Source organism: Streptomyces sp. CA-251247 (assembly GCF_050952975.1).
GTDB classification, from domain to species: Bacteria; Actinomycetota; Actinomycetes; order Streptomycetales; family Streptomycetaceae; genus Streptomyces; species Streptomyces achmelvichensis.
The window spans coordinates 2,494,618-2,507,412 of record NZ_CP191861.1 but is presented as its reverse complement, the minus strand read 5'-3'; the positions used below and the strand labels follow the sequence as shown (position 1 = coordinate 2,507,412).

At 72.0% G+C, this 12,795-nt stretch carries 6 protein-coding genes; 5 read left to right on the top strand and 1 reads right to left on the bottom strand.

The window, feature by feature from the left end; all coding sequences use genetic code 11:
• The first annotated feature begins 268 nt into the window (after positions 1-268).
• Complete coding sequence (locus tag ACQPWZ_RS10970) at positions 269-1,579, top strand: phenylacetate--CoA ligase family protein (RefSeq protein ID WP_340472871.1); 1,311 nt, start codon at positions 269-271, stop codon at positions 1,577-1,579.
• A 128-nt stretch (positions 1,580-1,707) separates the two neighbouring features.
• Positions 1,708-6,876: a type I polyketide synthase gene (locus ACQPWZ_RS10965; RefSeq protein ID WP_433571225.1), complete on the top strand. Its 5,169-nt coding sequence runs from the start codon at positions 1,708-1,710 to the stop codon at positions 6,874-6,876.
• A gap of 654 nt (positions 6,877-7,530) precedes the next feature.
• On the opposite strand, the gene ACQPWZ_RS10960 is transcribed toward ACQPWZ_RS10965, so the two are convergent.
• Positions 7,531-8,220 (bottom strand): TetR/AcrR family transcriptional regulator, encoded by a 690-nt coding sequence (locus ACQPWZ_RS10960; RefSeq protein WP_340472869.1) that lies wholly within the window; start codon positions 8,218-8,220, stop codon positions 7,531-7,533.
• A gap of 248 nt (positions 8,221-8,468) precedes the next feature.
• Between ACQPWZ_RS10960 and ACQPWZ_RS10955 the strand changes: the two genes are divergently transcribed.
• The 3 genes from ACQPWZ_RS10955 (at position 8,469) to ACQPWZ_RS10945 (ending at position 12,738) form a co-directional block, all read left to right on the top strand.
• Positions 8,469-10,019 carry an MFS transporter gene (locus tag ACQPWZ_RS10955; RefSeq protein WP_405569271.1) on the top strand — a complete coding sequence of 517 codons (1,551 nt, stop codon included), beginning with the start codon at positions 8,469-8,471 and terminating at the stop codon, positions 10,017-10,019.
• A gap of 193 nt (positions 10,020-10,212) precedes the next feature.
• Positions 10,213-12,150: a BTAD domain-containing putative transcriptional regulator gene (locus ACQPWZ_RS10950; protein ID WP_405569268.1), complete on the top strand. Its 1,938-nt coding sequence runs from the start codon at positions 10,213-10,215 to the stop codon at positions 12,148-12,150.
• Positions 12,151-12,471: 321 nt separating this feature from the next.
• Positions 12,472-12,738 (top strand): acyl carrier protein, encoded by a 267-nt coding sequence (locus ACQPWZ_RS10945; RefSeq protein ID WP_340472866.1) that lies wholly within the window; start codon positions 12,472-12,474, stop codon positions 12,736-12,738.
• Positions 12,739-12,795: the final 57 nt, after the last annotated feature.

The window sequence follows — 12,795 nt, the reverse complement described above, 5'->3', positions numbered from 1 at the left end:
ACTCCTTCGTGGGTGGGTGGCCTTGGCGGCAAGCACAACAGCTGCGATCCCGGCCCTCATGAGTAGGCGGTACTCATCCACCTCCTCTTAGACACTGTCTATCCGGCACCGGCCTGTGCAGCGGCGATACACGCTCCGCGGGCCGGTGGCGGTGGCCGAATTGAGTAGCGACTACTCGGGCCCCTCCGTGTGGCGCGGTGCTGTGCTGAGCGCGTAGCCGCCGCGTGCCACAGCCCGCGGCCCCCTGGGCACAGACGAGGGAGATCCGATGTCGTGGTCGCGTCCGGAACCGGGCGACTGGTCAAGTCCAGCCGAACTCGCGCAGTTGCAGCGGGCGGAGCTGCCGAGGGTGCTCGCCCAGGCGATGCGCTCGCCGTTCTACGCCGCCCGCTACCGGGGCCGCAGCGCACCGGCCGGTGCGGAGGACTTCGCCGGCATCGAACTGACCACCAAGCAGGACCTGCGCGACCAGTACCCGTTCGGGATGCTCGCGGTGGACCGCGAGAAGCTGGCCACCTACCACGAGTCCAGCGGCACGGCCGGGGACCCGACCGCCTCGTACTACACGGACGACGACTGGGCCGACCTGGCCGAGCGGTACGCACGTAAGTGGGTCGGCATCCGTCCGTCGGACACCTTCCTCGTCCGCACCCCCTACGGCCTGGTCATCACCGCACACCTCGCCCAGGCCGCAGGCCGGCTGCGCGGTGCCACCATCGTGCCCGGCGACGCCCGTTCGCTCGCCACCCCGCTGCCGCGCATGGTGCGGGTGATGCGCGCCCTGGACGTCTCGCTGACCTGGTGCAACCCCACCGAGATCATGATGCTGGCGGCGGCCGCCAAGGCCGCGGGCCTCCGCCCCGACAAGGACTTCCCCGCCCTGCGGGCGATGTTCACCGCCGCCGAGCCCCTCACCGAGGTGCGCCGCCGCCGGATCAGCGAGATCTGGGGCGGCATCCCCGTCGTCGAGGAGTACGGCTCCACCGAGACCGGCACCATCGCCGGCCAGTGCCCGGACGGCTCCCTGCACCTGTGGGCCGACCGCGCCGTCTTCGAGGTGTGGGACCCGGCCACCGGCGAACTCTCCGACTCCGGACGCGGCCAGCTCGTGGTGACCCCGCTCTACCGCGAGGCCATGCCGCTGCTGCGCTACAACCTCGCCGACGACGTCGAGGTGTCCACCGCCGACTGCACCTGCGGCTGGCTGCTGCCGACCGTCCGGGTGCTCGGCCGTTCCGGCACCGGCTACACCGTCGGCTCCGCGACGGTCACCCAACAGCGCCTGGAGGAGCTGGTGTTCAGCCTGCCCTTCGAGTACGACGTGATGTTCTGGCGCGCGATGGCCCACCCGGACGTGCTGCGGGTGGAGTTCGAGGCCCCCGACGCGACCCGCGAGCGGGCCGTCAAGGAACTGACCGGACTCATCGACCGCGAGCTCGGCGTACCGCACCGCATCACCGGCCTTCCCCTCGGCACGCTGGTCCCCTCCGAGGCGCTCACCGCACAGCGCGACATCCTCAAGGCCCGCTATCTGTTCGGTGAGGGCGAGGACTGGGACAAGGCGGTCATGTACGCATGAGCCGCTCCGAGCTGCGCGCATCCGACGGCCCGTCCGCACCCCGCCGGCCCCGGCCGGCCCTCTCCCGTCCTCCCGTCGTCCACAGCGGACGACGCCCGACCCGTAAGCGGTGACCCATGGTGAGTGAGATGTCCCCCCTGCCGCCGAGCCCCGAGGACCGGATCGCCATCGTCGGCATCGGCTGCCGCTTCCCCGGTGGCGTCGACTCCCCGCAGGCGCTCTGGGAGTTGCTGATGGACGCGGGCGACGCGTCCGGACCGATACCCGAGGACCGGTGGGCGCCGCAGCGCGCCCAGTCCCGGGAGAACGCCGCCGTCCTGTCGAGGGTGATCTCCAACGGCGCCTTCGTCGACGACATCAGCGGCTTCGACGCCGCCTTCTTCGGCATGTCCGCCACCGAGGCACGTCAGCTCGACCCGCAGCAGCGCATGGCGCTGGAGGTGGCCTGGGAGGCGCTGGAGCACGCCGGCATCCCCGCGTCGAGCCTCGCGGGCAGCGACACCGGCGTCTTCGTCGGCGTCGGCACCGACGACTACGGCCGCCGCCTCCTGGAGGACCTGCCGGGCGTCGAGGCCTGGACCGGTATCGGGTCCTCGCTGTGCGGAGTGCCCAACCGGATCTCGTACACGCTCGACCTCCGCGGCCCGAGCGTCGCCGTGGACACCGCCTGCTCCTCCTCACTGGTCGCACTCCACCAGGCGTGCGCCAGTCTGCGCAGCGGAGAGGTTCCCGTGGCGCTCGCCGGCGGCGTCATGCTGATGGCGGGCCCCGGCCTGACGACCGTCCTCGACATCGCCGGGGCGATCTCCCCGGACGGCCGCTCCAAGGCCTTCGACGAGGCCGCGAACGGCTACGGCCGCGGGGAGGGCTGCGGCATCGTCGTCCTCAAGCGCCTCGCCGACGCCCGGCGCGACGGCGACCGCGTCATCGCGCTCGTCCGCGGCAGCGCCGTGCACCAGGACGGCCGCACCGACGGGATCATGGCGCCCAGTCCGACTGCTCAGGCGCATCTGCTGCGCCGGGCGTACGCGGCGGCCGGCGTCGCACCCGGCGAGGTCGACTACGTCGAGGCGCACGGCACCGGTACCAAGGTCGGCGACCCGATCGAGGCCGCCGCGCTCGCCGAGGTCGTGGGCGACCGTGCTCCCGGGCAGGGCCCCTGCCTGATCGGATCGGTGAAGACCAACATCGGTCACTGCGAGGCGGCCGCCGGCGTCGCGGGTCTCATCAAGACCGCGCTCGCCATGCAGCACGGCGTCATCCCGCCGACCCTGACCGTCGACGGGCCGCGCAAGGACATCCCGTGGGCCGAGTCGGGTCTGAGCCTGGTCGCCGAGGCGACACCGTGGCCGGCGGTGAACCGGCCGCGGCTGGCGGGTGTGGCCAGTTACGGCTACGGCGGCACGATCGCGCACGCCGTCCTGGAGCAGGCACCGGTGGACGCCACTCAGGAGGCGGACGCCTCGGCGGACACGGCCGGGGGGACGGGCGCGGCTCCCGGACACGCGGGCGTCACCCTCTACCCCGTCTCCTCCGCCAACGAGCCCGGGCTCGCCGCGCAGGCCGCGCGTCTCGCCGACGGCCTCGGCGCGCACGACCTCGCCGACATCGGGCACACCCTCGCCCGGCGCCGGGCACACCTCGCCGGACGCGGTGTCGTCGTCGCGGCGGACAAGGACGAACTCACCGCCGGTCTGCGGGCGTTGGCCGAAGGCGAGACCCACCCGGCCGTCGTCACCGGCGACGCGTCGGGCCCGTCCCGCGCGCCGGTCTGGGTGTTCTCCGGCCACGGCGCCCAGTGGTCGGGCATGGGCCGCGAACTGCTCGACGACGAGCCGGTGTTCGCCGCGGCCATCGACCGCCTCGGCCCCATCTACGCCGAGGAGCTCGGCCTCACCCCGCGCGAGGTGCTCACCAGCGGGGAGCTCGGCTCCGTCGACATCATCCAGTCCATGCTCTTCGCCATGCAGATCGGCCTCGCCGAGGTCTGGCGGCGCTACGGGGTCGTCCCCGGCGCGATCATCGGCCACTCCGTCGGCGAGATCGCCGCGGCCGTCGTCGCCGGTGTGCTGTCCGAGTCCGACGGCGCCCGGCTGGTGTGCCGCCGTTCCGCTCTGCTGCGCAAGGTGGCCGGCAACGGTGCCATGATCATGGTGGACCGGCCGTTCGACGAGGTGCGCGACACCATCGGCACCGACGACTCGCCGTGCGACACCATCGGCACCGACGGCTCGCTGTGCGCCGCCATCGCCGCCTCTCCCACCTCGACCGTCGTCGCCGGAGACATCACCGCCGTCGACGAGGCCGCCGAGCAGTGGGCCGCGCTCGGCTGGACCGTCCGCCGGGTCGACTCCGACGTCGCCTTCCACAGCTCGCACATGGACGAGATCAGCGCCGATCTCGCCGTCGCCGTCGCGGACATCGAGGCCAAGGCCGCGGACGTACCGCTCTACCTCACCGCTCTCGACGACCCGCGGTCCACCCGCAGGCAGGACGCGACCTACTGGGCGGCGAACCTGCGCAACCCCGTCCGGTTCGTCGACGCCGTACAGGCCGCCGTCGAGGACGGGCACCGGACCTTCCTGGAGATCTCCGCTCACCCCGTGGTCAGTCACTCGGTCACGGAGACCACGGCCAACGTGCCGGGCGCGCTGGTCGTACCGACCCTGCGCCGCAACAAGACCGAACGCACCACGCTGCTCACCTCGCTGGCCCGTCTGCACTGCGCGAACGTGCCGGTCGACTGGTCGGTCCTCCAGCCCGCCGGACACCGTGCCGATCTGCCGACGACGGCCTGGCAGCACGAGCGGCACTGGGTCGACGCCCGGGGACTCACCGAGTCGCCCGTCGACACCCTGCTGGGCACCGAGACCGCGGTGCACGCCTCCCGGCTGCGGATCTGGCAGACCACGCTGGACCTGCGCACCCGTCCCTATCCGCGCCGGCACCCCGTCCTCGGCACCGAGATCGTCCCGGCCGCCGTGCTCGTGAACACCTTCCTCTCCGCCGGCCGCACCGACGTTCTGACCGACCTGCGGCTGCGCCAGCCGGTCGTCGTGCCGCAGCAGGAGACCCGGGAGGTGCAGATCGTCCGCGACGACACCGGTCTGCGGCTGGTCTCCCGCAAGCTCGGCGCGCCCGACACGGCCTGGTCCACACACACCCTGGCCACCGTCGGCGGGGGAGAGCCCGCGGCGCCGGCCTCTGACGCGGACGCCCCCGAGGTGCTCGACCCCGGCCATGTCATCGAGCGGCTCGCCGAACTCGGTGTCGCCGACATGGGATACCCGTGGCAGATCGAGGAACTGCGCCGCGGCGAAGGTACGTTGACGGCCGTCGCGACCGCCGAACTCGACCGCAGCTGGGCGGCCGTCCTGGACGCCGCCCTGTCGATGGCGTCGGTCATCTTCTCCGGCCCCGGCGTGCTGCGCATGCCCGCGCACATCGACCAGGTGACCCGCTCCGGTCCGCCGCCGCGCAGAGCCGCCATCACCGTGCGTCTCGACCCCGCCCGGCCCACGACCGTGCACGTGGAGATCCGCGGCACCGTCGACGGCGAGGAGGACGACTCCGTCCTCACCCTGCGCGGTCTGCACTACGGGGAGCTCGACGGCGACCTCTCCGGAGAGGAGCAGAGCACCAGCGGCCGGTTCGACCTGGAGTGGCAGCAGTTCCCGGTCGACACCGAGGTGCACACCGCGCTGCCCGACCACACGGTTCTGGTGCTCGGCCCGACCGATCTCGCCCGCTCCCTGGTCCCGGCGTGCGCCGCGCACGGTGCCACGGTGAGCGTGGACGCGACCGCGGTCACCGACGCCGACCATGTGCTGTTCGCCCCGGCCGCCGCCGAACCGGCCGACATCGCGGTCGAGTTCGCCCGCATCGTCGCCGAGATCGCCTCCCTGCCCGGCCGCAAGCCGCTGCTGTGGTGCCTGACCGCGGGCGTACGGGACGCGGCCTCGATCGGCGACCTGGCGGGCTCACCGCTGTGGGGCATGGGCCGGGTGGTGGCCGGCGAACACCCCGAGTTCTGGGGCGGTGTCGTCGACCTGCCGGCGGGCCCGCCCGACGAGGTGAGCGCCGCGCTGCTGCTCAATCTGCTCCATCTGCGGCCCTCGGAGCCGGTGTTGTCGGTCGCCGACGGCGCGGTCCACGTGCCCCGTCTGGTCCCCGCGTCGCCGGTGCCGGACGCCGAGCCGTTCAGCTGCCGCGCCGACGGTACGTATCTGATCACCGGCGGCCTCGGTGTGCTGGGCCTCGAACTGGCCGAGCACCTCGCCCAGCGTGGTGCCCGCCGCATCGTCCTCCTCGGCCGTACCGCGGTGCCGCCGCGCGCCGCGTGGTCCGACGACGACCGGCGGGTCGGCGCGCTGCGCAGGCTGGAGTCCGCCGGGGTCACGGTGAGCACCGTCGCCGTGGACATCACCGACCTGGAGGCGACCCGGGCCGCGCTCGACGCGCTCGGGCTCCCGCCGGTGCGGGGCGTCGTCCACGCCGCGGGCACCGTGCACAGCGCGATGATGCACCGCCTGGAGGCGAGCGCGCTGCGCGAGGTGATGCGGCCCAAGGCGGAGGGCGCGCTGGTCCTGCACGAGCTGTTCCCGCCGGGTTCGACGGACTTCTTCGTCCTCTTCTCCTCGGCGGGCCCGCTCCTCGGCCTGCCGGGCCAGGGCGCGTACGCCGCGGCCAACGCCTACCTCGACGCCCTCGCCGCCCACCGGCGGACCGGCGGCGCGCAGGAGTCCGTGAGTATCGCCTGGACCAGCTGGCGGGGGATGGGCATGGCGACCTCGGCCGAGGCGACCGACGTCGAACTGGCCGCCCGCGGCACCGCCGACATCGCCCCGGACCAGGCGCTGCGGGCCTTCGACCAGACCGCGGCCGGCGCACCGGGCGCGCTGGTCACCGTCATCAGCCTGCTGCGCGGCCACAAGGGCCCGCGCCCCGCCCTGCTGGCGGAACTGGCGGGCGACGACGCCTCGCGGCCCACGGAGGTACCCGACTGGGTGGGCCTCACGGGCGACGAACTGGCGGCGTACCTGCTCGACGACGTACGCCGCCGGGTCGCGGCGGTCCTCGGCATGCAGCCGGCGGCGGTCGGCGTCCACCGCCCCCTGACGGAGGCGGGAGTCGACTCCCTGCTGGCGGCGGCGGTACGGGTGGCGCTGGAGCGGGACCTGGGAGTGGCACTCCCGGCGACGCTGCTGTGGAACTACCCGACGGTGAGCGAGATAGCGGGCTTCCTGGCAGGCATCCTGACGGAATCCTCCACGACGGCGCATCAGCCGACGTCGTAACGCCCCGAAGCCGAGTGGCGGGCCGGTCACCCAGACCGCCCCGCCACTCACGCATGCCCCCGAACGTCCACCAGGTCGTGCGGGGCAACCATCTCAGCCCGTCCGGCGCTTGAGGACACGGCCGCAGCCCAGGCGGCACGGGCGGCGCGAGCGGCCGAATTACGTCCCCGCCCCCGATGCGTGCAGGGCGTGCATGTCAGCCCGTCCGGCGTTTGAGGACACGGCCGCAGGCCGTGCGGCACAGACGGCGGGACGGCCGAATTACGTCCCCGCCCCGATGCGTGCAGGGCGTGCATGTCAGCCCGTCCGGCGTTTGAGGACACGGCCGCAGGCCGTGCGGGACGGGCGGCGGGACGGCCGAATTACGTCCCCGCCCCCGATGCGTGCAGGGCGTGCATGTCAGCCCGTCCGGCGTTTGAGGACACGGCCGCAGGCCGTGCGGCACAGACGGCGGGACGGCCGAATTACGTCCCCGCCCCGATGCGTGCAGGGCGTGCATGTCAGCCCGTCCGGCGCTTGAGGACACGGCCGCAGCCCAGGCGGCACGGGCGGCGCGAGCGGTCGAACCACGCCCCGTCACCCACGCCCGCGCCCGGACGTGCGGGGCAACCTCCCAGCCCGTCCGGCGCTTGAGGACACAGGGCCCCCCACCGCTCACCCCTTCAGCAACGCCTCCGCCCCGTCCAGCGACCTCTCCACCGTCAGCCGGAAGAACGCCAGGTCCTGCGCCTCCGCGTCCTCGCTCCGGGCCACCGCCTGCGCGCCCGCCGCCGCGAGGCCCGGCCGGGTCGGGTCCGCCGCGAACGCGGCCATCGTGCGGCCCATGTCCGCGCGTGCGCTCGGGAAGAAGCTGTCGCGGTCGTCCTCCACCGCCACCAGCATGAACGCGCTGTTGAGCAGATAGCGGTAGATCTCCGTCGCGTGGTCGCCGAACCCCGCGAGCAGGAGCACCTTGATACCGGTGTCGATCGTCGGCAGCGCGGACGGCACATTCGGCCCCACCACGACCAGCCGCCGCGCCACCCCCGGGTACTGCTTCAGGACCGCGCGCCCGTCGAAGGTGAGCGAGCTGAACCAGTCGCGCCACGGAACATCCGGATCCGGTACCGGTATACGGCCGATCACCTGGTCCGTGACCGCCATGACGACCGCCTCCCGGTCGCCCACGTGATGGGCGACCACACCGGGCCAGACGTCCAGCTTGGTCGCGATCTGCCGGATCGACCAGCCGTCGAGGCCGCGTTCCGCGGTCAGTTCGACGGCCGCGTCGATGATCTTCTCCGCCGTGATCGGCGGCAGGCCCGCCGAGGCGCGTGAGCGACGGCGCGGCGCTGACTCAGACATGACGAGAAACCTAACGCTGAGGGGAAGTGGCCGGAGCGACTTGACGCCCGGCGACCCGCAGGGCATAGAGTCAGCCTAACCTATTAGCCACTGTCTAAGAGGTGCCCGAACAGACCTGCCCGCTGCCGATACCGCCGCTCACGGCGCTGGTCGAGGCGTGCCCCGCTCGCTCGGGCCGCCGGCCGACCCGACCTGCCGACCGGCGCAATTGTCCGCATTTCGGCTCGCTCCCTGAGAGGCTCCGCGTCATGCGCAAATGGATGCCGCTGCTGGCGGTTTGCTTAGGCACCTTCATGCTGTTGATCGATGTGACCATCGTCAGCGTGGCGCTGCCCCAGATGACCGACTCGCTCGACGCGTCGTTCTCCGCCCTGCAATGGGTGGTCGACATCTACGTACTGGTGCTCGCCGCACTGCTGATGGCGATCGGTTCGCTGTCCGACCTCACCGGCGCCCGCCGGGTCTACCTCGCCGGCCTGGCCGTGTTCGCCGTGGCGTCCCTCGCCTGCGGGCTCGCGGACAGCAGCGGCATGCTGATCGTCGCGCGCGGTGTCCAGGGCCTCGGTGCGGCCGCGATGTTCGCCACTAACACCGCACTGCTGGCGAGCAATTACCGCGGCAAGGACCGGGGCATCGCCTTCGGTCTGTGGGGTGCCGTCAACGGTGCCGCCGCCGCGGCCGGTCCGATACTCGGCGGTCTGCTCACCGAGCATCTGAACTGGCGGTGGATCTTCCTGGTCAACCTGCCCGTCGCGGCCATCGCCCTGATCGTCGGCCACAAGCACCTGACGGGCTCGTCGATCAGGACCGACCGCCGGGTCGACATCCCGGGCACGGTCGCCTTCACCCTGGCCTCCACCCTGTTGATCTTCGCCCTGATCCGTGCCGGCGAGGACGGCTGGGGCGCCGACATCACGCTCGCGCTGTTCGGCGGCACGGTGGTCGCGTTGATCGCCTTCGTCCTGGTCGAACGCGGCCGGCGCGATCCCATGCTCGACCTGAAGCTGCTGCGGACACCGTCGTTCGGCGGGCTGATGGCCGGCGCGGTGGTCTTCAGTGCGGCCGCCTTCGCCAATCTGGTGTTCGTCTCCGTCTGGGCGCAGTCGGTGCTGGAACTCAGCCCGGTGAAGGCCGGTCTGATCCTGATGCCGCTCAGCGGAATGTCCTTCGTGGCGGCGGGCCTTGCGGGCCGCTTCCTCGCAAACGTCGCGCCCCAGTGGCCGATCGGGGCCGGTCTGCTGCTGATCGGTGCCGGCACGCTGCTGGAGATGCTGCTCACCGGCACCTCCGGCTGGACGGCGCTGCTGCCCGGCATGCTGCTGACGGGTATCGGTGTCGGTATCGCCTCGCCGATCCTCGCGTCGGCCGCACTGGCCGCCGCGCCGGCGAGCCGGGCGGGCATGGCGGGCGGAGCGGCGAACACGTTCCGGCAGCTGGGCTTCGCCGTCGGTATTCCGGTGGTCGGAGCCATTCTGTCCGGCGCGATCGGGCGGGAGCTGGCCGGCAACGGCTCGTTCACCGACTCCGACGCGGCGGCCGAACTGGTCACCGGCGGCAGGTCGGCGAGTGTGGTCGCCGAACTGCCCGCCCAGGCGCAGGCCGCGGGCGCGCGGGCCGTGGAGGACGCGTACGCCGCGGGACTGGACCAGGTCTTCCTGGTGAGCGGGCTCGCCGCGCTGCTCGCCGGGGTGCTGGTCCTGCTCCTGGTGCGCCGCTCTCCCGAACACCACGACACCGCGGTGCCGGACGACGGCGACCGCCCGAAGACGGCCGCGGAGGGTTCGCTCCGAGCCGTGTGAGAACCGCTTTCCGGGGCACGCGGCCAACCGCGCGCGGGCCCCGGAAAACGGATGACCGTCCGGTCGGTAGGCCGGCCTTGACGAATTCCTAAATCGGAATGATCGCTTCCGTGAATTTTTCGCAATAGAGTGATTGTGAGCGGAACGTAAGTCAGAGCTATTGGCGCCGGTTTTGTCTATACCTGCTTGAAGGGTGGGGGGATGGTTGAGGATTGTACGGGGTTCCGGACTGCGTGCCGCGCGCATCAAGGCAGGATTAACACAGGACGAGGTGGCCAGACGCGCCGCCATCAGCGTACGAACAGTCCGTCACATTGAACGCGGGCACGTGAAGAATCCGCGGCACGAGACCCTGGCCCGTATGGCCGAGGTCGTCGGATATGAGGCCGCGGTTCCCGACGACGCCCCCGATATCGACACCCCTGCCGAACCGCCGGCATTCGCCCAGGAGATACGGCTGCTCGGACCGCTCACCGTCCTGAGCGCCGACGAGCCCGTGTCCATGCCGCTCAAACAGCGCGCCCTGCTCGGCCTGCTCGCCGTGCAGCCCGACCAGACCGTCAGCCACGAAGAGATCGCCGACGTCCTGTGGAACGGTGAAGCGCCGCCCGCCTACCCGCAGTTGGTGCACACCTACGTCGCCCGGCTGCGCCGCATCATCGAGCCCGGCCCCGGCCGCGGCGGCACGACCCGCAGGATCAGCACCGTCCGCGGGGGATACGTCTTCAACAGCGGCGGAGTGCGACTGGACCTCTCCCGGTTCGAGGAGCGCGCCGCCCTGGCCGCCCGGACCGCGATGGACGACCCGTCCGCCGCGCTCGACCTCTACCGGCAGGCCCTGCGCTGCTGGCAGGGCCGGCTGCTCCAGGACCTGCCGCAGCTCTGGCACCACCCCTCCGTGGTCAGGGTGGCCCAGCGTCACATCGACGTGGCCATCGAGTTCGCCGATCTGGCGCTGCGGCTGAACCGGTCCGCGTTCGCCGTCGAGTACCTCAGAGTCGCCTCGTACGAAGAACCGCTGCACGAATCGCTGCAGGCCCGCATCATGCTGGCGCTCGCCGGTTCCGGCCGCCGCGCGGCGGCCCTGCGCCTGTTCACCGACCTGAGGATGCGGCTCAAGAAGGAACTCGGCGTGGAACCGAGCGAGGAGATCTGGCAGGCGCGCAACAGCATCCTCGTCCAGGACGGCGCCGAGAACCGCCCCGAGGCCGCCGGCCCCGCACCGGGCGAGCAGTACGGCCCGCCCGACCACTCCTGGAACGGACCGCTGCCGCCCCGCACCCCGCCGCCCTCCTCCGCCCGTCCCCGCAGCCTCGCCCCGCCCGCCCAGCTTCCCCCGGTGATCGCCCCCTTCACCGGGAGACAGCAGCAACTGGCGGTCCTCGACGGCCTGCTGGCACAGGAGCACAAGGGATACGCGGCGGTCGGCATCGCGGCCATCCACGGTCCCTCCGAGATCGGGAAGACCGCACTGGCCGTCCGGTGGGCCCACCAGCGCCACGACGAGTTCCCCGACGGGCAGTTGTACGCCGACCTTCAGGGCAGCGCGGACCCGGCGGAGCGGCCGGTGAACCCGAGCACCGTGCTCACCCGGTTCCTGCGCTCCCTCGGCGTGCCCGACGAGTGGATTCCGGACAACCCTGAGGAGGCGTCCGCCCTCTTCCGCAGCCTGCTCGCCGGCCGCCGCTTCCTCGTCGTGCTGGACGACGCGGCGGACGCGGCGCAGGTCCGCTGCCTGCTGCCCGGGACACCGGGCAACGTCGTGCTCGTCACCAGCCGGGCACCCCTCATCGACCTGGTGACGCGTGAGGGCGCCATGACCATGGCACTCGACGTCCTGTCCGCCGCGGAGGCGTACGAGCTGATCGAGACGTATCTCGGTCCGGAACGCACGGCGGCGGAACCCGAGGCCACCCAGGAACTGGCCGCCGTCTGCGGGCAATATCCGCTGGAGCTGCGCATGGCCGTCGCCCGGCTCGCCGCGACGCCGCACGTCTCCATCCGCACACTCGTCTCCGAACTCGCGCGCGGCGGCGAGGCCGACAACCTCTACCCGCTGCGTACCCACCGGGCGTCGAGGCCGGGCCGTACAAACAAAGCCGCTGACAGCCGGTGGCAACGGCTGACATGAGCGCTGACAGCCTTACGTCAGGCTGACAGGAAATTCCGTCCCGTCCACTCCGAAGGAATCATCGCAGCTCAGCGCGGGAATTCCGTGGCCCGCAGGTTGACAGGCCGATTAGACGCACGTAAATCGGCGTTTGCGGCAGCGGAGTTCGGTTGCCCCGGCAGGGGTGCCCACCTAAGGTCACGATCGCGGGCTGGTCCCGATTAGCGGCCGGTCCGGCCAATGCTGATGATTCTTTGGCGCCTCGATGTGCGAGGCGCCCTTACGGGGAAAAGCCGAACATTCCCCGAAGGCATGCAAAAAGCCGTTTGGAGAGGATGGGAAATGGCGAACGTGACGGCCGAAGAAGCCCAGAAGTGGCTGATCGAGGAGATCGCCCAGCGCCTGGGTGTGGCGCCGACAGAGGTTCCGCCCGACCAGTACTTCGACGAGCTCGACCTCGACAGCACCCAGGCGCTGATCATCGCCGGTGAGATGGAGAACTGGCTGGGCTTCGAGCTCGGAACGACGGCGCTCTGGTACCACCCCACCATCGAGGCGCTCGCCGCCCACATCGCCGAGGAGAGCGAGAAGCGCATCGCCGCGGCGTAGCGCCACGGCGCACCGGACGGCCACTGCCGGCCGGTGCGGCCAGGCGAGCGAGACCCG

Excerpts from the sequence above, each read along its gene's own strand:
- ACQPWZ_RS10970 (WP_340472871.1), top strand. The coding sequence starts at position 269 with ATGTCGTGGTCGCGTCCGGAACCGGGCGACTGGTCAAGTCCAGCCGAA.
- ACQPWZ_RS10965 (WP_433571225.1), top strand. The coding sequence starts at position 1,708 with ATGTCCCCCCTGCCGCCGAGCCCCGAGGACCGGATCGCCATCGTCGGC.
- ACQPWZ_RS10960 (WP_340472869.1), bottom strand. The coding sequence starts at position 8,220 with ATGTCTGAGTCAGCGCCGCGCCGTCGCTCACGCGCCTCGGCGGGCCTG.
- ACQPWZ_RS10955 (WP_405569271.1), top strand. The coding sequence starts at position 8,469 with ATGCGCAAATGGATGCCGCTGCTGGCGGTTTGCTTAGGCACCTTCATG.
- ACQPWZ_RS10945 (WP_340472866.1), top strand. The coding sequence starts at position 12,472 with ATGGCGAACGTGACGGCCGAAGAAGCCCAGAAGTGGCTGATCGAGGAG.